Genomic DNA, 22,247 nt, shown 5'->3' on the forward strand with positions numbered 1-22,247 from the left:
ACGCCGCAAACTTCCTCGCAGCCGTCAAACTCGCCGCAGCACGCATATGGATGCGATTTATGAGTCGGTGACCTAGAAGCTGGCGAGCGATATAAAGGCCGAGACCCCGGCCCTCTTCGCCCTTGCCGGAAAAGAATGGCTCGAAAATATACGGCAGGTCGTCGTCCCTGAACCCCGGCCCGTTGTCGGCGAACACCATCTGGTTAGCGTCGCCGTCTAAGAGTATTTCGATCTCGCGGGGTTCGGGCGCACCCTGCAGCCAATACGCGGCATTGTCGAACAGGTTGAGCAGCAACTGGAGCAGGACGGCATCGGTAGTCTTCGCCACCAGCGGCGCCCCCATGGTCTCGATCCTCACCGAGATGGAATTTCGCTCCAGCAAACTCTTGAAGATCTTGGCGACCTTCTCGACCAGGTCGAGAACACGCACGTCCTTGCGCCGTTGTTTCGTCGACCTGAACAGCGTCTGCATGTCGCCCATCTGCGACTGCACGAAACTCAGTAAGCCCCTGATCGACATGAGTTCGGCGCGCAAGGCTTCCTTGTCGATCTCAGCATCGCCATCGCAGTAACTCGCCAGCTTATCAACCGCGGACATCGACCGCTGCATGGCCAGCATGAGGTCGTGCGACGCGGCTTCGACAGACAGGCCTACGCCGGCCAGGTGCTCGGTGTTCTCAGCCCTCTGGACGAGGTAACGCCGCTCGACCTTGTATTGCCGGCTCACCTCCGCGATCTTCTCGCGCACCGCCGGCGGGACATCCGCCGCCGCCGAGGCAGAAACGACATCGTCCATCAAGGTCGGCACCTTACCGGACTTAAAGACCTCGACGTCCTTGGTCTGCTTCTGGCCGATCTTGTAGGCTTGATAAGGAGCCTTCCGCACCCATGCCAGGAAAACCTGCAGCAGGGCCCGGAAATCCTGAACGGCCCTGCCCGTGTCAACCAAGCCCTCGCGGCTGGTCTTGTCCCGGAGGTTGGGATTGTCTTTCTGGGAAATGGCTACGTAGCCGATGACTTGGTCGTTGCTTAGGAACTCACTGGCGCGGACCGTACCGCGCCTGACGTCGATCAGTAGCCAGTCGTCGTCGGGATCGCCGTACGGGTAGACGCGGATCCCGTCGCGATACAGGTAAATCCTGTGCTTTTTGATAAGTTCCTTGTCGTCCTTGTCCAGCAAACGCTTGCCGGTGGCTTCGTTACTGAAGTCGAAGACATAGAAGGAGAACTGGAACGGGCCGCATTCCGGTAGGAAACTCTCAACATTAGCGACCGGAACGGCGAGCTGCTTGAGGTAGTCCCTGAATACCGCGAGCCCCGATATTTCCGCATCGGTTATGAGTAGTGTCCGCTCGCGACCGTCAATCGTGAAAGTGAAACGACGCTCGACGTCATCATAGCCGCCCTCGATCTTGAAGACCGTTTTGTCTTGGAGGAGCGTGTTCAGTTGGTCTTGCTTCTCGGCAAGAAACGGCTCGAACTCCTCGTCACGGTAGAAGTACACCGCAAATTCGGGGTCGGTTTCCGCCTCGTCCCGCACTTCCGCCTGTGCGGTAGATGCAGGCGACTGGTCCGGGAAGAGGTCCGGCTGTTCCACTCGCGCGGTAAAGATCGACTGCAGTCGGGCCAGGTCCTCGTAGACCTTCTCGATCTTGCCTCGGGACCAGTTTCCGTTGGGCGGCGATATCTCGATCCGCGTTCCGTGCGGACGGCGCTTCCGGGTCTTGCCCCCGAGATCGATGTCGCCGGCCAAGATCGCGGTGGCCGGGGCGTTCACCGAGAACTGAAGTTCCAGCTCGTCAAGGAACATCGCCTGGCCGCCATTGATGAAGTTCTCGTCGTATTGGGCGAGCTTCAATTCGAGGACATTCTCGTCCGAAGAGCCGACAGGACGGGTGATCATGGTCAAATCGCGGCCGAGCTTCAGCAGGGCGAAACGGCCGATGCCCTTCTCGCCCTGGATGATGCGACCGCCGGCGGTGGTCCTCTTGGCCTGCTTCCCCATCAGCTTCATCGGCGTTGCTGGGTTGACCCAATGGTTCTCGATGATCTCCTTGGTCATCCCGTGGCCGTCATCTTCGACGACAATCTTGGCGCCGGTCTTGGGTCGATAGGAAGCATCGAACCCGAGGAAAGAAACCTTCACCCAGCTAGCGTCTGCGTCATAGGCATTCTTTATCAGCTCGGCCAGTGCGACCTGCTCGTTCCGGATGAGCTGATCCCCCAGCATGGTTAGAAGCCTAGCGTAAGGCTTGAACTTGAGGGGGGTGAGTGTCATCCGCGTTGCGCCATCACGATATATTCCTCCGCGTAAATGTGCATTTCTGTCCGAGTTGAGGAAAGCCGGCCATTCGGAAGTCTATAGGGCGTGTTCGGCTTGTTGGAGATTTGCCGTTTGACGACGCTTACGTCAAGAAAGCCCGAATCGAGTAAACTCTCTACCAAGTGGTTCGCGTTGTCTATTCTCACACCACTGAGCTGGGTGTTTCCGACGACAAATACGGAAATCCCGCCGGGCCTCAAGAATTCGTGGCAGCGCTGCGCCACCTTCTGAATGTCGAGGAAATATGACGCGACGGCTTCTGCCGCCCGCCGGTCCCGGTCGAATAAGCTGAATACGACCTGCTCTCCGACCGAGTTGAGGTTACGCAGTGCCGTAGCGATGCTTGAGCGACGGCTGCTGGTCCCGATGACGCCGGTCCGCAGGTCGCGATGATCGTCCGCGAAGCCCAACCAGAGCGCCGAAAGCTGGTGGAGGTCTGCATACTCATAGGACGTGGCGTATGGCGGGCTGGTCACTATGAGGTCAACTGGTTCAGCGGGCCGTGGTACATCGATGATGCTGCCGCGTACGATTTCAGCCGAGGCAGACGGCGATGACCCGACCTCGGCCCACACCTCCTGCATCACCCTGCACTGGCGCACGAATGTATCGATAACCAGCGGGGCCGCCCTCAAAGGATCGAGCGACGGCTTTCTCGACCTGCTGCGCCAACGCGATACCGGTTTGAGAATGGCAGAGAACGCGCAGTCGAAAGCTGCGGCGAACTCCCCATGGTCGCCGACCTCATCCAGGACGGCATTGCGCAAGCGCACCAGATCGTCGAACTGCGAATCTTCGAACCAGGGCCGCAAACGATCCGCGGCTCTGCCGGAGACATGAGGGACGCGCGACGCGCGGGGGAACCTATCGACGATCCTCGCAGCCGTGCCGCCGAACGTGTCCGCGTTTAGACGGTAACTTTTTACCCTCGTGATTAGCGTGGCCACCGGGTTGATGTCACAACCCCAGAAACCGATGCTCCTCAGTGATGCCTCGACTAGGACCGTTCCGCTACCACAGAAGATGTCGGCGACCCTGTTGACCTCTACGCCCTGCCTCCGGGCGTGCTCCAACGCCCTGTGGACGATGAAAGCCGGAAATCTTGCAGGATAGGAGTGGATACGGTGTATCCTCGACTCGGCTTCGATAGATTCGGTCCATTCATTCGAGTAGGGTGCACTCCGCAGGCGGTTATACCTCCAAGGGGCGATCTGCTCCTGGCGAGTGAGTTCGATTGTGAGCATCTCGGACCGATCGGGTGAGTTCCGTAGAATGTAGTTTGTCTTCGGTTATCAGTCCGTTACGCTGGTCCGACCGACGCAGGTTGTCGGGTTGCGGCTATCTGTGCGCCGCCGTCGCAATCGACCCGCCGACCTGCGCCACGACCACCGGAGCCACGAATGAAGGTCAGATCCATACATCCCTTCCCGGCCAGGATGGCGCCCGACCTGGCTCTGGTATCGATGGAGGATCTTCCTGCAGGCAGCGTGGTGCTCGACCCGATGGTCGGTTCAGGTACCGTGGTCCGGCACGCGACAGAGCTGGGTCATGAAGCCTTGGGCTTCGACATGGATCCCCTAGCCGTCTTGATGAGCCGGGCATGGACAACGTCGGTGTCCGACGTTGCGATCGATACGGAGCTGAAAATAGTACTTGAGCAGGTCGAAGAGCTGGGAAGTACGGTGCCGACCCTGCCCTGGCAGCAGGATCTGGATACCCTGAGATTCGTGGACTACTGGTTCCACAAGAACCAGCGTGGCGACCTCGCGAGACTTGCTTCCGTACTAGACCGTCGCAAGGCGGCTGTCCAAGAAGAGACGGGCGACAGTGCCCTTACGGTACTTATTGTCGCTTTTAGTCGGATCATCATTACGAAGGAGCAAGGCGCCTCCCTAGCGCGGGACACATCGCACAGCCGTCCGCACAGGGTCGCGACTCAATCCGAGTACCAAGTCATCCCGAATTTTGTGCGATCTGTCGCCCAGCTCCGCAAGCGGTTGATCGAGCACCCGCCGACCGGTTCCGCGAATATCCATCATGGCGACGCCAGGTCGCTCCAGATTGCGGACGGAACGGTGGACGCCGTGGTGACGTCCCCTCCTTACCTGAATGCCATCGACTACATGCGCGGACACCGCATGTCGCTGGTATGGCTGGGCCATTCCATACCCGAGCTCAAGGCTGTTCGTTCGACATCCATCGGCGCCGAACGCGCGTCCGGGGCGACTGTCTCGCGAGACGTTGTATCGGTGATAGCATCGATGCGCGGCACGGAACTACTGACCCGCCGCCTCGAAGGGATCGTAACCCGCTATGCGGTCGATCTGCTCGCGATGACGAGTGAAACCGCACGGGTACTCAAACCAGGCGGCCGCGCGACGTTCGTCGTCGGGAATAGCTGTATCAAGGGCAGATTTATCGACAATGCCGCAGGTCTCGCCACGGCCGCGTTAACGGCCGGACTGCTAGTCAAGCAGAGCCGCGAACGCAACCTTCCTGCAGCAAGTCGATATTTGCCGGTTTCAGGCGACTCCCTATCAAAGCGGATGCGAACCGAAACTGTGCTGATTTGCCGTAAGCCGGATGTGTCCGCCTGAGATCGCTACGCTGAACTATAGCTGAACGGGCACGCAGATGTAGGCAGGGTCCGTCGAAAACCCATTCAAACGTCCTAGGCGGCCGTCCCAACGCAGATCAGTCCGCAGTCGCAGCAGCCGCTAGATTCGCACTTGCTAGCCGCAATTAGTCGCCAATTTTCCCGATCGGGACGCGTCGTAACGGCAACTATTCTGCCTCCAGGCCTTGAAGGCTGCCTGTCCGCTCCCGGCCCCTCAGCGTCAGTGCCCTGCAGCGTTTCTCTCTCGGCCAATGAAGGCCGTGGAGAATTCACATGGGCCATTCTCGATTCGATGATGCCAATCGCGAGCGTGCGGCATGGAATGCCGGCAAGAAGGTTGGCACCAAGCGTCCGTTCACTCAGAAGCAAATCTGGGCGATCCGGTTTTTCCTCGATCGCGAAAGACGCGTTCGGGATCGGGCTCTGTTCGATCTTGCAATCGACAGCAAGCTTCGTGGCTGCGACCTGGTCAAGATCAGGATCCGCGATATGGTCGCCGGCCCGGAGATTAGAACTCGCGCGATCATCGTGCAGCAGAAGACCGGGCGGCCGGTTCAGTTCGAGATCACCAGCGACGTACGAGCAAGCCTAATGGCTTGGCTGGAACGGCGTGGTGGCAAAGTGGAGGATTATGCCTTCCCGAGCCGGATCGATCACGCGCATCACATGAGCACGAGGCAGTATGCTCGCCTGGTCGACGAGTGGGTGACCCCGATCGGCCTGCGTCCAGAGGAGTATGGCACTCACTCGCTTCGCCGCACGAAGGCGTCGATGATCTACAAGGCGACGGGCAACATCCGCGCCATCCAGTTCTTGCTCGGTCACTCCAAGATTGAGAACACCGTCCGATATCTTGGTGTCGACGTGGAGGACGCACTGCTGCTGGCAGAGCGGACGGAAATCTGATGTTGGGCGGTCATCCGAGGTAGCCGGATGGCCGTTTCAACGCGCGGAACAGCGTGCCGCCCGGGCTACTAAGGGGTGGATAGCGGAATGGTAGGTTTCGGGCGACTGCGCCGGAAAAGCTGCCATTCACCCGGCCCACGAAGTTTGGCAACTGCCGACTCCGGTCGGTCATCGAGACGCTAAGAGTCTGAACCGCTTTCGTAAAGACCGATTGTTGGCAGAAGGCCCTCGAGCTTGCCGGGCGCCCTATAGGATCAATTTGGACTTTTAGGGACCGTCTCCGCGATATGGCCCCCTAATAGCCTGTGCTTAAACGCTCTATCAGCCTTTGGCAGTACCTGTTGCCAGGTTCTTTGGCCAAACCGAGTTCTGCAATTTGTCTGGCTCTTTCGGAATCGTCAGCGTGCAAATGAAGCCAGGCCAATCGTGAGAGGTCCGTAGCGGAAGCCTCGTCAATACGCCTCTCCATCAAGCTAATCAGTGATCCGAATACAGCGCGTTTGTCTGTCTGATCAAGATTTGCAATGATCGTCCGGTTATTGTTCACCCAGTTCGCCATCGTGCTGATTTCTGTTAATGGCGCGTCCGCGGCACCGAAAGCGCGTACAAACGCGCCGCAAGCGGCGATCAGGTCGTTTGTATGCCTGTACAAGTTTGCCAGCCTTGCCCACGCTTCGCGGCTAGCTTCGTCGTCCGGCACTTGCTCGATATATCTCCTTACATACTCAGCGGTGCCCGATGACCCATCCTCGCCATTCACATCCTGATAAAGATCGGCCAGCAACAGCCAAGCCGGAGGATAGCTCTGCGCTACAAATTCGAGAACCTTCTGCACGTCCACGAGTTTCTGCTTCCCCTCCGAAATTCGCGAGGCAGCTTTCGTAACCAAGCTCATTATTTTCGGATGCAATCCTTCTTTCAGCGAATGGATGCTGGAGGCCCCCAGATCTTGGAGCAGTCTGATGTCATTTTCGATGATGATCTTTATCGGGCTAACAGTCAGCTTTCTCGATCCGAAAATGGCAGCGGTCAGTGGTACATCAAGAAATTCTGAATTATCCGGCGCAGTGACAATCTGCACCAATGACATTCTGACCAGTTCATCTACTGCGCCGCTGACATCGAGCTGCTCGCTTTGGTCACGAAGAAGTACAGCTTCAACAGCCAGTTGTGGCACCAGAGAGCGCCACCCACTAAGCGTGAGAAAAACGCGACTGGACAGAGGGGACAGATTCGCAAAGGTCCTCTCAAATAAAGCATCCAGAACATCATCCTTTCGGGCAATAATTCTCTTAGGTCTCCCGGTTTTCTTTCTGTCAGCAATTTCACCAAGCATAATTTTTATTACGTAGGGGTGCCCATCAGATTCCTCAGAGATGCTTCTACAATAATCTTCGTCTATCAGATCCAGTATGCCTAACGCTTCTGAAGTTTGACGAATAAGCGCTTGTGCTTCGAGCTCTTCCATGCCGCTAACGGGGATTGGATAGTCGGCCTTAAATTCCCGAAAACGACTGGTAATCAGTATCTTGTTGGGAAGACGGACGTTTGAATCCAGCCAGCTAAAAACATCGACAGGATTCCTCATCGTCTCAAAATTATCGAATACGAAAAGCAATGGTCCGCCTAGTGTACTCTGCCGTAAGCTGTCGGACATTATGTCTATTGCTGTCCGCTTAGGGCTTAACTCGGCGTCGTATCCCATCATGGTTACGAACTCAGACGATATATCCTTCTCTGTAAGTACCTGTGGCTTAACTATTTTGGGACCTTGCGGCAGAAGGTCGATGTCGCGAGCACTGAACCAGAGAATAGCTTCAAAGCGGCTCGTGGTGGCGATGTCGTGAAGAATCTGCAGCGCTAAGGACGTTTTTCCAATTCCTCCCCTACCGACGAGGGTTACAATTGGATGGCGATCGTTGGTAAGGATACTTGCAATTTCCTTTTCCAAAGCGGGGCGCGCAACATAACTCGACGGGGCCGGCGGCAGGTTACTCCAAACATTGTTCATTACATCGAGTTGCCCAACACCGTGCGTTTCGCTGACCGGCAGTTCCGAGGCGCTGGCAAGATACGGTGATGCATCGCCATCCTGACGATTATCGGAGATAAGAGAGTGAAGTTCGAATGTCTTCCCTTTAAATGCTCCGTTTGGGAAGAAAAAATCGGACACATCGGCATCTGTATTAAGAAGTTCAACTCGCCTAAGGGTATCAAAGGATATATAGGTTCCGTTCTGATATACAGAACGCGACATAGCCGAAGCAGTTTTGAGAGACGCAAAAACGCTCTCATCACCGCCCATCGGAACTATTCTATATTTTCCGGAGAGATTTCGGTGAAGGTATGCCCAGGGACGAGAAAACAAGGGATTATTATCGGATATAATTTTAATCGATTCTTCAAGTATGGGTGATATTTTGGAGCAAAGCATCGCGGTGGGCGCGCCATGACCACGCGTTTTGTTTCTCAACTCGGAAAAACTGGCGAACCAAGAGCGTAGCTGGACTTTTCCGGCGATAGGTTGCTTACCAGTGTCAATATACTGTTGGGCTTCCAGCAGGAGGCGCACTGCCTCATACTGCCAGTTTCCAGGGCCAACACGCTCAGTGAGAAGACGACGATCTTCCTTCGCTGTAGGAACAAGATGCTGAGAGGCTGGACCGACTAGCGCGTCATCCAACACACTACTCCACTCTCCAATGCCATCAGCGCGAACAATCTTGTGTAGGAGCCGGTACCGGTGCCTATCTCTGTCGTCGTCGATCGCCGCCACAATCGCAGCTGTCGTCAGGCGTACTAGGAACTCGCCAGCGTAAAGCAGATCATGAAATAATGCTGTGTCGGAATCCTCTCGCGACCGGTTAACGCGATCATTCATAAGCCGAATTGGCCTCAAAGCCATGCTCTTGTTCCCCCCAAGCGGCTCCGAATTATTACCTCCCCGCGATGCTAGCGGCAACTTACGTCGCATCTGGATCTGGGAAACCTGCACTAACCCAACCGAACTCGACGCAATGTCGGATCGCTGCCATTGTTCGGCATTGGTGCCGATGGAGAAGCCCGTCCGTCCCCTGCCAGTCCCGACCAATCCGAAAGTCGGACGGCTTTCCAATGGCGGGTTTTGGATCACGGCAAATTGGCCTGAACGGCTGACTGGGGGTCGGGTGCAGAAGGGCAGCTAAACGGCATTCGCCGATGGATAGCTGACGGTCCGGCGACGGCCCCAAACCGGCCATTCGTCGTCGCCGCAGCAAACTTCCGCTTATGGCGCACAGAAGACCGCTCAAGCCGGCAGCGGGTCGGTGCCGCGATCGAGCAGGGCCAGATAATCCGAATAGGCGTAGATCCGGCCGCGCTGCCGCCCTGTGGTCTCGCGCACGATGCCGACCCTGGCCAGATTCTCCAGCGCCGTGCTGGCGGTCGGGAAGGAGATACCGAGCTTGTCCGAAACCGTCTGGATGGTGACAACCGGGCTGGCCTGCATCAACTCATGGACTCTGAGCGCTGACGGTGCTGCACGGCCGATCCCGGCGATCTTCTGCCGATGCGCGTCGAACATGGCGATCAGATCGCGGGCGGTAACGGTCGCCTGCTCCGCGGTCTCCGCGACGCCGGTCAGGAAGAACTCCATCCACGTCTCCCACGTCCCGGCCTGCCGGACCTCCTGGAGGAGCCGGTAGTAGTCGTCGCGCCGGGATTTCAGGAACAGGCTGAGATAGAGAATCGGCTCGCGCAAAACGCCCGCCTCGCACAGGATCAACGTGATGAGCAACCGACCCAGGCGACCGTTGCCATCGAGAAACGGATGGATCGTCTCGAATTGGACATGAGCCAAGCCAGCGCGGATGAGCGGGGGCAGCGCCGCGTCCTCGCTATGAAGGAAGCGCTCCAGCGCACTTAAGGCCTCGTCCAGGCGGTTCGGTGGCGGCGGCACGAACAGGGCGTTGCCGGGCCGCGTTCCGCCGATCCAGTTCTGCGAGCGACGAAACTCTCCCGGTTGCTTCGCCGCGCCGCGACCCGATTTGAGCAGGATGGCGTGCATCTCGCGGATCAGCCGGAGCGACAAAGGAAATCCGCTCCGCATTCTGGAGACACCATGCTCGATCGCCGCGACATAGTTCGAGACCTCGGTTACGTCGTCGAGTTCGACGGCCGGCGTCTCGTGGTTCTCGAACAGCAGCAGATCGGAGAGCGAGGATTGCGTGCCCTCGATCTGCGACGACAGCAGGGCTTCCTTGCGGACGTACATATAAAGGAACAAGGGCGTCGAAGGCAGGATCGCCGTGACGCCATCCAGACGCCCGACAGCAGCCATGGCACGTTCATAGACATGCATGAAGCGCCCCAACTCGAGCGGCGGGTTCGGCGGTAGTGGAGCAGGCACATAAGCCCGCACACGCTCGCCGCCCGTGCTCGTTTCGACGTAGCTGCCGAGCCTGTTGTTCTCCCCGTCCGTCACGCGCGATCCTTTAATTGGCCGTGCCTTCTATTAAAATATATAGCTATTCATTTTAATAATGAGTTGCGCCGATTCAAGGCAGCCGGCACATCGCGTCACCCGCGGATTCAGAGCTTTTGCCTTCGGGCGCCTGTTGGCCATCAGCTCGATCAGCGAGGGACGCTCCCTTCGCGGGATCTGGATCTCATGATCAGCTGCACCGACGACAACCGGTCTAGAGGCCATGGTTGGTGATGAGATCCTCTGCATCCTCGGCGAGTGCTTCCAGAGCTTTCCTCTGGATGTCGAGCCGCATCTTCAGCGCCAGGACGTCTTTCAACAGAGCCCGACGATGCTTGCCGACGCGACGGAACGGCAGATCGCCACTGTCCATCCGGAGGACCACAAGTGCTCGCGAAATGCCGAGCACGGCGGAGGCCTGGCTCGGGCTCAGCTCCTGATCCTCTGCCAACACCGCCACGCGCTGGCCGCCAGCCAACAGGGAAAGTAGCGTCTCAATGGCTCCAGCTGCGGCTGGCGGCAGCAACTCGGATTGCCCACGGCCATCACTGTGTCGGACGCGCAGTTCCATGCGATCTCCTTCCGCCAGTGGCAGGAGGGACGCAATCTTCTCTCGGTCCTGATCTGAAAGACGGGTGAAGCGGATGTTGCGCGGGCTGGCCATGGCAGCTTTCCCTTCAGGAGTTCCGGTGGGCCGCGCAGCCAGGTTCGCGATACTGACCGCCCCTCCAACAGGACTAGCCTAGCTGTGGGAGTCTGCGGCAGCCATTCAAATGCGGAGCTCAGAGCCTCGACATCAACCGACGGCGCAATCCACCTCATCCGCCGTTGGCTTCTCCGTTCTGAGAAACTGCGCAAGCGACGCCTTCCGTGAAGCCCGGTCGAGCGTATACGAGGTGTGGCGGAAGGCGACGCCGTCCAGCAGTCCCTGAATGTAACCCGCGATATTGTCCGCCGCCATGACGAGCGCGGTATCCACCGTATGGATGTAGCGGCTCGTCACCGTCCCGCGCGAATGGCCGACCAGCGCGGCGATAGTCGCCTCGGTGAAACCGAGATCGTTGGCTATGCTGGCGAAGCTGTGCCGCAGGACATGCGGCGTGATGTCGGCCAGTTCGGTCCTGCCCAATATCTTCGTCCAGTGGTTCGGGAAGCTTCCGAAGGAGGTGTCGTCAGCCCAGCCGGTGAAGACATAGCCCTCCGCGCCCTCCTCGTGCCGCCCCTCGAAATACTCCAGCACCGGCAGGCCAACCGGGCGCACCGATGCGCCCTCCTTGCTGTCGGTGAGGCGCAGGCAACTGCCCTCGAAGTCGATCTCGTTCCAGCGCAGCTTGATGATCTCGCTGCGCCGGCAGCCGGTCAGGGCAAGGACGCGGATCATCTGCGCCGCGGTCGCATACTGCCCGTCCTCGGCCGCCTTCCTGAGAATCCCGCCGAGCGCCCGATATTCTTGCTCGCTCAGCCGGCGACCGTTGACGTTGTCCTTCGGCTTTCGAACACCGTGCGCCGGATTGCCCTCGATGATGCCGAGTTCGATCGCATAGCTGAGGATGCCACCCAGAAGGCCGATGGTGCGCGTTGCCGTGCCGACGCCTCCACGCACGATCGCCCGGCCGCGCAGCTTCTCCGTCTTCACGTCCGCGCGCGTCTTGCCGGCCATGATGTCCTTCATGGCTTGGGTGATGTCGGCCTTGGTCAGATCGCGAACCCGCCGGCCACCGAGCAACGGGATCAAGTGGCGCTGGATGCGGCCGGTATCCGTGACGATGGTGGTCGTCTTCTTCGGCCGGCCCCGCTTACCGAGAATGAGCCCTTGCTCGAGGTCGGCGAGGTAGCGCGTGCAGAGCTCCTTGACCGTGATCGCTTCGCGATCGAGCTTACGATCCTCGGCGGGATTCCCGCCCCTGGCGACCTGACCGAGCAGGACTTTCGCCTCACGCCTTGCCGCCTCGGGTGTCCATACCCCGTGCAGGCCGATCGTGTAGCATCGCGAGCGCCCGGCAGCGCGATACTGCACCAGGTAGCTGCGTTTGCCCGACGCAAAGACGCGAACCCCAAAGCCGGGCAAATCCTCGTCCCAGATGATATAGTCCGCCTTGCCAATCTCGGCGTTGTCGACGGTTCGTTTGGTCAGCTTCGCCATGCTTGGGTCTCTCTTTGGCAGACTCCTCGCGTAAGCAGGACGGAAGCACGACAAGGAGGGAATTCGGCCGCTCCATCGTACGGGCGGCGCTGGCGGATATCAATTTTCTTTTTGTATTTCAGTACTATAGCGTGCATTCGGATAGAATCGGATAGTTTCGGCGGAGTACACTATCCTTGCTCCGAAGGCAAAGGTCGCACGTTCGAATCGTGCCGGGTGCGCCAGTTTTCTTAATGAAATCAATTTATTGAGCGACTACGCGCCGCCTTCGGGATTTCGGTGATCTCTGCCCGCGGAAGTGCCGCGTCGCGTTTTATGCGCGACGGAAAAGGGGCATCGTCGAGGGCGAGAATACGAAGACGGTCTCAGCGTCTTGTCGAGGCCGAGCTGGAGCGTGGCGTTGCGGCGTCAGGGATCGCGTACCTCGAAAATCCCCTTGGCGACCTTGGCATGGACGCCCCAATTGCCATCCGCCACCTGTGTCACGCCGAAATCGACCGCCACGGACATCAGCGAGATCGTCTCGTCCTCGTCGAGCCCGTAGCGTTCCATGAGGAACTTGCGGGCGGCGCGGAAGGCGCTGCGCAGCGCCCGGCTCAGCGAGGAGCGTTTGAAGACTTCCGACTGGGCGTTGCGGCCCAGCTCGCGCAGATAGTTGGTGTAGCTGAAGCCGTGCAGCAGCCAGGCGTCGGGCGTCTCGATCAGCGGTGCGCCCAAACCGTTGAGATAGGATTTCTCGGTCTCGCCACGCTTGTGCAGCACGAGGCGGATGTCGCCGGTGAGCGAGCATTCAAGCGCCGTGCCGCTGATCTCGCCATCGCCCTGCGCCAGATGCGGGTCGCCGACCGAAAGCAGGGCTCCCGGCACCGTCACCGGCAGGTAGACCGAGGCGCCCTTGCCGGCGCGCCAGTTATCGATATTGCCGCCGAAATAGCCGGGTGGAACGGAATCCACCATGTCGGTCTCGCGCGGCGCGACGGCGATGAAGCCGAAATGCGGGCGCACCGGTACGCGCACGCCCTTCAGGAGGTCGTGGCGTTCGACGATCTTCGCGTGGTCGACCGGGACGCCGGGATAGTCGATGGTCTCGTGCACCACGCCGAACGGGTCGGTCTGCGGCATCCAGCGGAAGGAATAGACCGCCTCGGCATAGCCGCTCTCGCCGGCGGCGTCGGTCCGGTAGATGGTGATGACCTCGCGCTTGCGCGGCTCGTCGAGAATGTCGTCGTGGTGGAAGCCCCACGCGGCGGCGGCGTTGGAGCCGAAGGCATGGCCGGCATAAAGCGGATTGGCGCAGGGGCGGGGTTTGAGGTCGAGGATCTGCACCTCCAGCACGTCGCCCGGCTCGGCGCCGTGGACGAAGATCGGCCCGGTGCAGATGTGCACGCCGAAGCCCTCGCCGGCACCACGGCCGAAGATGCTGGCGTTCACCGGTCCGGCGCCGCGCCGGTCGACCGCCTTGTAGTCCCGCGTCCAGCGGAACACGCTCTCGGCGCCGGCGTCGCCCGCGATCATGCGCTCATGGTCGTCATAGGCATGCTGCGTCAGCGTCTCCACCGTCACCGTCGCACCCGAACGCACGCGCAGCACTGGCGGGATGGCGCGTGAGAGGTAGCCCCAGTGCACGCTCTCGCGCGACACCGGCAGGTGGTGGCGTCCGGGCTCGCCGATGTCGCGCGGCAGCGGCGGCAGACGCGGTACGTCTTCCACATCATCGTGCGCAGGAGCTGCGGCAGGCATGGGGCGCGAGGGGCGCACGCCCGAGTGCAGGGGGCGCCCGCGGGTCCAGCGCGTCTCCACGGCCGGGCCGGACGATTTGCGGTAATCGCGCGGGGAAATGCCGTAGGCGGCGCTGAAGACGCGGCTGAAATGCGCCTGATCGGGAAACCCCCAGCGAAAGCCGATCTCGGCGATGGAGCGGTCGGCATGCTCGGGGTTCACGAGATCGCGTCGGCACTGCTCCAGCCGGCGATGGCGCACATAGTCGGAGAAGGAGCGGTCCTGGCCTTCGAACAGGCGCTGGATGTAGCGCGCGGACAGGCCCTCGGCCCTCGCGATATCGGCGACCGCCAGCTCCGGCTCGCGCAGCCGCGCCTCGATCTGCGCGCAGACGCGGGCATAGTGGGCCGCCTGCACCTGCGTGGCGTTGTCCTCCTCGGGCCGCGCCTCGGCGAGCAGGGCGGAGAGCATCAACTCGGTGATGGCGGTCTCGGCGGCCATGAGGTCGCCGTCCTCGGTGACGGCGAAGTTCGCGGTCAGCGCCCGCATCATCGGCCGGGCCGCCGCCGCCGAGACGGATCCGCCGAGCACCAGCGTGGGCACGGTGGCGGCGCGGCCGAGGCGGCCGGTCAGCCGTTCGCGCGGTACCTGCAGCAGCAACAGCTCGAAATCGTTGCGGAACTGCACCGAGAAAGGCGTCATCGGATCGCAGACCCAGATGTCGCCATCGGCAAATTCGGCCGCGCGCCGACCGGAATCGGTGAGATGGCCCCGGCCGTAGTTCACGAAGCCGATCAACACATGGCGCTCGCCCGTGGACAGGGCCGAGAAGTGCTGCGCGGTGGAGCGCAACAGGGCGAAGCACGCCTGCGTCGGTGACCGCTTGATCGAGATCTCGCCGAAATGGAAGGCGGCATCCTTCGGCAGACGGCCGGACAGCGCGAGGCTGGCCAGCGTCTCCCGCCAGACGGCCTCCTGCTTGCTGGCCGGAAAGGCGTTGATCGAAATCGGAACGGCTCGGTTCATGGCACTGCCGGTCTAGGTCGCGGGGCCCGTTCTTGCCAGTGAAGCACTTTGACGAACGGCGCACAAAAACTTGTCTCGACCGTCCGGAACTTCGCTGCGCAATATCGCGTCAATTTAATATAACTTATTGATAAAATGAGATAATTTTTAGAGAAATGGACTCGCTCGGTCCGGAGTCAGCCGCCGCTTTGCACCTATGGGGGCATTGCTCATGTTGCGGCGCAGCGGAATATCTAGCCGCAGACAGAGGCGCCGATCGGAACAGCGGCGCCCATCCGGACAAGGGGAAAGAGAGATGGATCGTCGTGGATTTCTGGGCGCTGGTCTTGCTGGCACGGCCGCCATCGCGACCGTTGCGGCGCCGCACGTTGCCCGCGCCCAGCAGACCTTCAGCTGGAAAATGACCAATGCCTACGGACCCGGCGCGCCCTTTTACGTCACCGGTCCCGGCAGCCCGACCGATTTCTGCGAGATGGTCGGCAAGCTCTCGGGCGGGCGCCTCACCATCCAGCACTTCGCGGCGGGCGAACTGATCCCGGCGCTGGAGGGCTTCGATGCCGTGTCCTCGGGTACGGTCGAGATGAACGCGGCGAATTCCTATTTCTGGGCTGGCAAGGTGCCGGCGGCGCAGTTCTTCACCTGCGTGCCCTTCGGCCTCAATTTCCAGGGCCAGAACGCCTGGATCTATCACGGCGGCGGCCTGCAGCTCTGGGAGGAACTCTACGAGCCCTTCAACCTTGTGCCCATGCCGCTGGGCAATACCGGCGTGCAGATGTCCGGCTGGTTCCGCAAGCCGATCGAGAAGGTCGAGGACTTCCAGGGCCTGAAGATGCGCATCCCCGGCCTCGCCGGCAAGGTCTATGCCCAGCTCGGCGTCGACGTGAAGCTGCTGCCGGGCGGCGAAATCTTCCCCGCGTTGGAACGCGGCGTAATCGACGCCGCCGAATTCGTCGGCCCCTATCAGGACCGCCGTCTCGGCCTGCAGAAGGCGGCCAAGTACTACTACACCACCGGATGGCACGAGCCGAACAACGTCACCGAACTCATCGTCAACAAGGATGCCTGGAACAGCCTCCCGGACGATCTGAAGGCGATCGTGCGCGCGGCCGCCGCGGCCTGCAACGTCATCAGCCATACCTGGTGCGAGGCCACCAATGGCGAGGCCATGACCGATCTGGTGAAGAACCAGGGCGTCATCGCCGGTCCCTATCCCGAGGCGGTGGTGGACAAGCTGCGGGAGGTCACCAAGACCACGCTGGAGCAGCTGGCTGCCTCCGACCCGAAGATCAAGAAGGTCTATGACAGCTTCACCGACTTCGCGGCCAAGCACAGCCAGTGGGCCGGCCTGTCGGAAGCGGTCTACCAGACCCAGATCCGCAGGGGCGCATGATCTCCATTCTTGAAAAATGGGCCCGGGGCCTCGACGCGATCGTCGAGGCTTGCGGCTGGGTCGCGGCGTGGACGGGGCTCGCGCTCGTCCTCGTCATGGCCGGCAACGTGCTGATGCGCTACGCCTTCAACACCGGCTCGGTGGCGATGCAGGAGCTGGAATGGCACCTGATGTCGCCGCTGACGCTGCTGTGCATCGCCTACACGATCAAGCATGAAGGCCACGTGCGGGTGGACATCGTCTATGCCCACCTGCCGGCGCGGGTGAAGCAGGCCATCGACCTGTTCTCGGCGCTGAGCGTGGTCGCCCTGTCGGTGATCGTGATCGCGTTGTCCTGGCGCTACGTGATGCAGTCCTACCGGATTGGCGAAGCCTCGCCCGACCCCGGCGGCCTGCCCTACCGCTTCATTCTCAAGGCGATGATCCCGGCCGGCTTCGCGCTGCTGCTTCTCCAGAGCCTTGCCGCCACTTTCCGGGCGCTTGAGCCCTTCCTCGGTGGGCCGGCCGAGCCGCCCGCGACGGTGCCTGTCGATGCCCCTCAATGAAATCCTGGCGATCGCTTGCATCGCCTCCTTCTTCGTCATGCTGTTCGTCGGAGTGCCGGTGGCGCTCACGCTGGCGATCAGCGGCTTCTTTTTCGGCTGGCTCGGCTTCGGCACCACGCTGTTCGGCCTGCTGCCCGCGCGCATCTACGGCGTCACCGCCAACTACACGCTGATCGCGATCCCGCTGTTCGTGTTCATGGGGGTGATGCTCGAGAAGTCGCGCCTCGCCGACGAACTGATGGAGGTGATCGGTCATCTCTCCGGCAGCCTGCGCGGCGGTATGGGGCTCGGCATCATCCTCGTCGGCATGCTGATGGGGGCGACCACTGGCATTGTCGGCGCGACCATCGTCACGCTGGGCTTGCTCACCCTGCCGACCCTGCTGCGGCGTGGCTACGACAAGAGCCTCTCCTGCGGCGCCATCTGTGCCTCCGGTACCCTCGGCCAGCTCATCCCGCCTTCGACCATCCTCATTCTTCTGGCCGATATCCTCGGCGAGTCGGTGGGTACGCTGTTTGCCGCCGCCGTGCTGCCGGGGCTGCTGCTCACGGGCATCTTCTGCGTCTACATGATTGCCGTCGGCATCATCTGGCCGGAAAAGGTGCCGGCCATTCCGCTGGAAGAGCGCCGGGCCATGCCGCGCCGCGAATTGTGGCTGAAGGCGCTGAAGGTCGGCCTGCCGCCGATCGCCCTCGTGCTCGCGGTGCTCGGCTCGATCATCGGCGGCATCGCGGCCCCGACCGAGGCCGCCAGCATGGGCGCGCTCGGCTCCATCCTCGTCGCGGCGTTTGCTGGTCGTTTCAGCTGGAAGACCCTGACGGAGACGGTGCAGTCCACGGCACGCATCACCGCGATGATGTTCTTCGTGCTGATCTGCTCGCAGGTCTTCGCGCTGGCCTTCCGTGGCCTCGGCGGCGAGCGGCTCGTGCACGATGCCTTCGCCTTCGTACCCGGCGGCACGGATGGCATTCTCATCTTCATGCTGCTGATCATCTTCGTGCTCGGCTTCTTCATCGAGTGGATCGAGATCAGCTACATCGTCGTGCCGATGTTCCTGCCGCTGATGATCGGGGCGAACGTCGATCTGGTCTGGGCGGCGGCGCTGATTGCCACGGTGCTTCAAACCTCGTTCCTCACGCCGCCCTTCGGCTGGGCACTTTTCTACCTGCGCGGGGTGGCTCCGCCGGAGGTGGCGACCGCCGACATCTATCGCGGCGTGGTGCCCTTCATCGGGCTGCAACTCATCGCCGTGACGCTGGTGTTTGCCTTCCCGGAACTGGCGACCTGGCTGCCCAAGGCGATCGGCTGGTAAGGACGGAATCTCTGTATGTTGAACACGGTACGTGCCCGGCGGGGCATGGCGACCTCGCCGCATCATCTCGCGACCGAGGCCGGGCTTCGCGTGCTGCGCGAGGGTGGCAACGCGGTGGAGGCCACCGTGGCCATGGCGGCCGCCCTCGCCGTCGTCTATCCGCACATGACCAGCATCGGCGGCGACGGGTTCTGGCTCATCGGCCGTCCGGGCGAGGTGCCCGCCGGCGTTGAGGCCTGCGGCCGGGCGGCGGGCGCGGCTACGCCCGAGCTTTATGGCCGTGCCGGCCTCGACGCCATTCCGCAGCGCGGCCCGCTGGCAGCCAACACCACGGCCGCCACCATCGCCGGCTGGGGCGAGGCGCTGAAGGTCAGCGCCGAACATGGCGGGAGACTGCCGCTCTCCCGGCTCGTCGAGGAGGCTGTCTGGCACGCGGAGAACGGCTTTCCCGTCACGGCCAGCCAGAACGAGTTGACCTCCGAAAAGCGGTCCGAGCTGGCCGGCGTTTCAGGTTTTGCCGGAAGCTTCCTCGATCATGGGGCCGCGCCGGCGGTCGGCTCCATCATGAAGCTGCCGGCGCTCGGCGCGACCCTGCGCCGGATCGGCACGGTCGGCACCGATGACTTCTATCGCGGCAGGCTCGCCCGTGAGATCGCTGATGACCTCGCCGCCGCCGGCTCGCCGGTCGCGCTGGAGGACCTCGCACGCTGCGAGGCTCGGCGCGTCGCGCCGCTCTCGGTGCGGCTGCCCGGCATGCGGCTGTTCAATTTCCCGCCGCCGACGCAGGGCCTGTCCTCGCTGATGATCCTCGCCATCTTTAGCCGGCTGGGCGTCAGCGAGGCGGAGGGCTTCGACCATATTCACGGCCTGGTCGAGGCGACCAAGCAGGCCTTCCTCGTGCGCGACCGCATCGTCGGCGACCCCGACAGCATGAGCGAGGACCCGGCCGACTGGCTCGCCGACGCGGCCCTGGATCGATTGGCCGGACGTATCGACGGGAAAACGGCGCTGCCCTGGCCGGCACCGCCTTCCGCCGGCGACACGGTGTGGCTCGGTGCCATCGACCGCAACGGACTCGCGGTGAGCTTCATCCAGAGCATCTATTTCGAGTTCGGCTCCGGCATCGTTCTGCCGCAGACCGGCATCGTCTGGCAGAATCGCGGCGCGAGCTTCCAGCTACGGGGAGAGGGCCCCCGCCTGCTGGCGCCGGGCCGCAAGCCCTTCCACACGCTCAACCCGGCGATGGCCGCCTTCGAGGATGGGCGCTACATGGTCTATGGCACCATGGGTGGTGAAGGGCAGCCGCAGACCCAGGCGGCACTGTTCTCACGCTATGCACTGTTCGGCGAGGAACTGCAGGTCGCGATCACGGCGCCGCGCTGGCTGCTTGGGCGGACCTGGGGCGCCGAGAGCGTGACGCTGAAGCTGGAAGACCGCTTTCCGCCGGCGCTGGTCGCGGCCCTGCGGGCCGCCGGGCATGATGTGGAAATCGTGCCGCCCTTCGATGCGATGATGGGTCATGCCGGCGCGATCGTCCGCACGGCGGACGGCACGTTGGAGGGGGCCGGCGATCCGCGCAGCGACGGGTGCGCTTCGGGTTTCTAGCAGATCCTGCCGCGGTCGGCTGTGGGTTCCGGCGGGAGCGGTCCCTTCTCGCCTCCGGCGATGTCGGGCTTCACGTCGCCTTGTTCCGGGTCGACGCGGCCGGCGATCATCTGAAGAACCGGCGCACGATTTCCCGTGCGCCGGTGCCCTTGTCGCTCAGCTCCGGATGAAGGCGAGCAGATCGGCGTTCAGAACGTCGGCATTGATCGTAAGCAGTCCGTGGCCGTAGCCCGGATAGGTCTTCAGCGTGCCATTCTTCAGCAGCGGGGCCGAGAGCCGCGCGCTGTCGTCGATCGGCACGATCTGGTCGTCTTCGCCGTGCAGCACCAGCGTCGGCACGGTGATCGCCTTCAGATCTTCCGTCTGGTCGGTCTCGGAGAAGGCCTTGATGCCGTCATAATGGGCCTTGGCCGAGCCCATCATGCCCTGCCGCCACCAGTTGTTGATCACGCCCTGGTCGATCTTCGCGCCTTCGCGGTTGAAGCCGTAGAAGGGGCCGGCGGGAACGTCGAGGAAGAACTGCGCGCGGTTGTCGGCGAGCGCCTTGCGGAAACCGTCGAACACCTCGATCGGCAGGCCGCCGGGATTATTCGCGGTCTTTACCATCAGCGGCGGCACCGCGCTGACCAGTACCGCCTTGGCGACCCGCCCCTGCGGCTCGCCATGCCGGGCGACGTAGCGGGCGACCTCGCCGCCGCCGGTCGAGTGGCCGATGTGGACGGCGTTCCTCAGGTCGAGATGCTGCACGACCGCCGAGGCGTCGGCCGCGTAGTGGTCCATGTCGTGGCCGTCCCAGACCTGCGACGAGCGGCCATGGCCACGCCGGTCGTGAGCGACGACGCGATAGCCCTTGGACAGGAAGAACAGCAGCTGCGCGTCCCAGTCGTCGGACGACAGCGGCCATCCATGATGGAATACGATCGGCTGGGCGTCCTTCGGGCCCCAGTCCTTGAAGAAGATTTCAACGCCGTCTTTGGTGGTGACCGTGCTCATGGCTTGTTTCTCCTGGTTCTCGGCCGGGACGTCTCGTCCGCGGTTCAATTCGATGGAGAAACAGATAGACCGCCGCGGTCGCGTTTCGGATTGGCGGAATCGACATAATCCGGGCCATAAGTGACAAATGACAAAAACCATCCCCTCGACCCCGATCGCCGATATCGCGGTCCTGATCTATCCCGGTGCGCAACTCGGCGCGGCGCATGGGCTGACCGACCTGTTCTCGGTTGCGAACCTCATGGTGAAACGGCACCTGGGTGGCGACGCGCCCGGGCTGCGCTTTGGCCACTGGCGCGGCAGAGAAGACGGCGAGGGAGCGGAGCGGGTGTTCGACAGCCATCCGGGGCTGCCGGGCGAACCGGACTTCGTCATCCTGCCGCCGGCCGTCATCGCGCCGATAACCGCGGAGGAGGCGGCGCCGCTTGCCTCATGGCTGCGCGACCGCCACGCGCGCGGCGCCACGCTCTGCTCGGTCTGCGCCGGCGCCTTCCTGCTCGGAGAGACCGGGCTGCTGGAGGGCCGCGCCGCCACCACCCACTGGTTCTACGCCAACGATTTTTCGGAACGTTTCCCCAATGCCCGCATGGACATCGACAAGCTCGTCATCGACGACGGCGACCTCATCACCGCGGGCGGAATGATGGCCTGGACGGACCTCGGACTCAGGCTCGTGGATCGGCTTCTGGGGCCGACCGTCATGCTTGAGACCGCGCGCTTCCTGCTGGTCGACCCTCCCGGCCGCGAGCAGCGATACTACAGCGTGTTTTCACCGAAGCTGCGCCATGGCGACGAGGCGGTGCTGCAGGTCCAGCACTGGCTGCAGGCGACCGGCGCCCGTGATGCGACGCTTGCCGCGATGGCGGAGAAGGCGGGGCTCGAGCCGCGCACTTTCCTGCGCCGCTTTCACAAGGCGACAGGGCTGAAGCCGAGCGAATACTGCCAGCACCTGCGCGTGGGCAAGGCGCGCGAGATGCTGGAGGCGACCACGCGCCCCATCGAGCAGGTCGCGTGGGATGTCGGCTACGAGGATCCGGGCTCGTTCCGCAAGGTCTTCGTCAAGGTGACGGGGCTCGGGCCCCGCGAATATCGCCAGCGCTTCGGGCTTGCGGCCCTTCGCGAGGGGGACGTTCTCCAAGACACCAGGCATGGCCCGGGACGTATGTGAGCATCCTGATCTCGAAGTCGAACGCCGCATCCATCCAA

15 protein-coding genes are annotated in these 22,247 nt (G+C 62.1%); 7 read left to right on the plus strand and 8 right to left on the minus strand.

Going from position 1 to position 22,247, the window contains the following annotated elements:
• Positions 1-2,230: ATP-binding protein (locus tag FO470_RS14685; RefSeq protein WP_186291976.1), on the minus strand; the 2,230-nt coding region annotated here is incomplete at its 3' end.
• 44 nt (positions 2,231-2,274) lie between these two features.
• Positions 2,275-3,567, minus strand: a complete 1,293-nt coding sequence (locus tag FO470_RS14690) for a DNA methyltransferase family protein (protein WP_144343737.1) — start codon at positions 3,565-3,567, stop codon at positions 2,275-2,277.
• A 156-nt stretch (positions 3,568-3,723) separates the two neighbouring features.
• On the opposite strand from FO470_RS14690, the gene FO470_RS14695 reads away from it, so the two are divergent.
• Both FO470_RS14695 and FO470_RS14700 read left to right on the plus strand, forming a co-directional pair.
• Positions 3,724-4,920 (plus strand): TRM11 family methyltransferase, encoded by a 1,197-nt coding sequence (locus tag FO470_RS14695; RefSeq protein WP_144343738.1) that lies wholly within the window; start codon positions 3,724-3,726, stop codon positions 4,918-4,920.
• A gap of 293 nt (positions 4,921-5,213) precedes the next feature.
• Entirely contained in the window at positions 5,214-5,846 is a 633-nt protein-coding gene (locus FO470_RS14700; RefSeq protein ID WP_144343739.1) for a tyrosine-type recombinase/integrase, read from the plus strand.
• Between the two features lie 295 nt (positions 5,847-6,141).
• Here FO470_RS14700 and FO470_RS14705 read toward each other — a convergent pair whose 3' ends face one another.
• The 5 genes from FO470_RS14705 to FO470_RS14725 form a co-directional block, all read right to left on the minus strand.
• Entirely contained in the window at positions 6,142-8,727 is a 2,586-nt protein-coding gene (locus FO470_RS14705; protein ID WP_186291977.1) for an NB-ARC domain-containing protein, read from the minus strand.
• A gap of 405 nt (positions 8,728-9,132) precedes the next feature.
• Positions 9,133-10,308, minus strand: a complete 1,176-nt coding sequence (locus FO470_RS14710; protein ID WP_144343741.1) for a Fic family protein — start codon at positions 10,306-10,308, stop codon at positions 9,133-9,135.
• A gap of 214 nt (positions 10,309-10,522) precedes the next feature.
• Complete coding sequence (locus FO470_RS14715; RefSeq protein ID WP_144343742.1) at positions 10,523-10,972, minus strand: MerR family transcriptional regulator; 450 nt, start codon at positions 10,970-10,972, stop codon at positions 10,523-10,525.
• A gap of 132 nt (positions 10,973-11,104) precedes the next feature.
• A complete protein-coding gene (locus tag FO470_RS14720; RefSeq protein WP_144343743.1) occupies positions 11,105-12,451 on the minus strand; it encodes a tyrosine-type recombinase/integrase in 1,347 nt (448 codons plus the stop codon).
• A 408-nt stretch (positions 12,452-12,859) separates the two neighbouring features.
• Positions 12,860-15,196 carry an acetamidase/formamidase family protein gene (locus tag FO470_RS14725; RefSeq protein ID WP_144343744.1) on the minus strand — a complete coding sequence of 779 codons (2,337 nt, stop codon included), beginning with the start codon at positions 15,194-15,196 and terminating at the stop codon, positions 12,860-12,862.
• A gap of 295 nt (positions 15,197-15,491) precedes the next feature.
• Here FO470_RS14725 and FO470_RS14730 point away from each other — a divergent pair, with 295 nt between their 5' ends.
• Genes FO470_RS14730 through FO470_RS14745 form a run of 4 tightly spaced genes read left to right on the plus strand, consistent with a single transcriptional unit; the run spans position 15,492 to position 20,048 of the window.
• A complete protein-coding gene (locus tag FO470_RS14730; protein WP_144343745.1) occupies positions 15,492-16,586 on the plus strand; it encodes a TRAP transporter substrate-binding protein in 1,095 nt (364 codons plus the stop codon).
• Positions 16,583-17,131: a TRAP transporter small permease subunit gene (locus FO470_RS14735; RefSeq protein ID WP_144343746.1), complete on the plus strand. Its 549-nt coding sequence runs from the start codon at positions 16,583-16,585 to the stop codon at positions 17,129-17,131. Before FO470_RS14730 ends, FO470_RS14735 begins: the two co-directional genes overlap by 4 nt.
• Positions 17,118-18,443 carry a TRAP transporter large permease gene (locus FO470_RS14740; RefSeq protein ID WP_144343747.1) on the plus strand — a complete coding sequence of 442 codons (1,326 nt, stop codon included), beginning with the start codon at positions 17,118-17,120 and terminating at the stop codon, positions 18,441-18,443. Before FO470_RS14735 ends, FO470_RS14740 begins: the two co-directional genes overlap by 14 nt.
• Positions 18,444-18,458: 15 nt before the next feature.
• A complete protein-coding gene (locus tag FO470_RS14745; RefSeq protein ID WP_144343748.1) occupies positions 18,459-20,048 on the plus strand; it encodes a gamma-glutamyltransferase family protein in 1,590 nt (529 codons plus the stop codon).
• 156 nt (positions 20,049-20,204) lie between these two features.
• On the opposite strand, the gene FO470_RS14750 is transcribed toward FO470_RS14745, so the two are convergent.
• Positions 20,205-21,041 (minus strand): alpha/beta fold hydrolase, encoded by an 837-nt coding sequence (locus FO470_RS14750; protein ID WP_144343749.1) that lies wholly within the window; start codon positions 21,039-21,041, stop codon positions 20,205-20,207.
• A 127-nt stretch (positions 21,042-21,168) separates the two neighbouring features.
• Between FO470_RS14750 and FO470_RS14755 the strand changes: the two genes are divergently transcribed.
• Positions 21,169-22,209: a GlxA family transcriptional regulator gene (locus FO470_RS14755; RefSeq protein ID WP_144343750.1), complete on the plus strand. Its 1,041-nt coding sequence runs from the start codon at positions 21,169-21,171 to the stop codon at positions 22,207-22,209.
• Positions 22,210-22,247 lie beyond the last annotated feature (38 nt).

Origin of the sequence: Ancylobacter moscoviensis, from assembly GCF_007559435.1 — a bacterium.
GTDB lineage: Bacteria > Pseudomonadota > Alphaproteobacteria > Rhizobiales > Xanthobacteraceae > Ancylobacter > Ancylobacter moscoviensis.

Bases quoted from the DNA above. Each gene is read 5' to 3' on its own strand.
- FO470_RS14690 (WP_144343737.1), bottom strand. From the start codon at position 3,567: ATGCTCACAATCGAACTCACTCGCCAGGAGCAGATCGCCCCTTGGAGG.
- FO470_RS14695 (WP_144343738.1), top strand. From the start codon at position 3,724: ATGAAGGTCAGATCCATACATCCCTTCCCGGCCAGGATGGCGCCCGAC.
- FO470_RS14700 (WP_144343739.1), top strand. From the start codon at position 5,214: ATGGGCCATTCTCGATTCGATGATGCCAATCGCGAGCGTGCGGCATGG.
- FO470_RS14705 (WP_186291977.1), bottom strand. From the start codon at position 8,727: ATGAATGATCGCGTTAACCGGTCGCGAGAGGATTCCGACACAGCATTA.
- FO470_RS14715 (WP_144343742.1), bottom strand. From the start codon at position 10,972: ATGGCCAGCCCGCGCAACATCCGCTTCACCCGTCTTTCAGATCAGGAC.
- FO470_RS14720 (WP_144343743.1), bottom strand. From the start codon at position 12,451: ATGGCGAAGCTGACCAAACGAACCGTCGACAACGCCGAGATTGGCAAG.
- FO470_RS14725 (WP_144343744.1), bottom strand. From the start codon at position 15,196: ATGAACCGAGCCGTTCCGATTTCGATCAACGCCTTTCCGGCCAGCAAG.
- FO470_RS14730 (WP_144343745.1), top strand. From the start codon at position 15,492: ATGGATCGTCGTGGATTTCTGGGCGCTGGTCTTGCTGGCACGGCCGCC.
- FO470_RS14735 (WP_144343746.1), top strand. From the start codon at position 16,583: ATGATCTCCATTCTTGAAAAATGGGCCCGGGGCCTCGACGCGATCGTC.
- FO470_RS14740 (WP_144343747.1), top strand. From the start codon at position 17,118: ATGCCCCTCAATGAAATCCTGGCGATCGCTTGCATCGCCTCCTTCTTC.
- FO470_RS14745 (WP_144343748.1), top strand. From the start codon at position 18,459: ATGTTGAACACGGTACGTGCCCGGCGGGGCATGGCGACCTCGCCGCAT.
- FO470_RS14750 (WP_144343749.1), bottom strand. From the start codon at position 21,041: ATGAGCACGGTCACCACCAAAGACGGCGTTGAAATCTTCTTCAAGGAC.
- FO470_RS14755 (WP_144343750.1), top strand. From the start codon at position 21,169: ATGACAAAAACCATCCCCTCGACCCCGATCGCCGATATCGCGGTCCTG.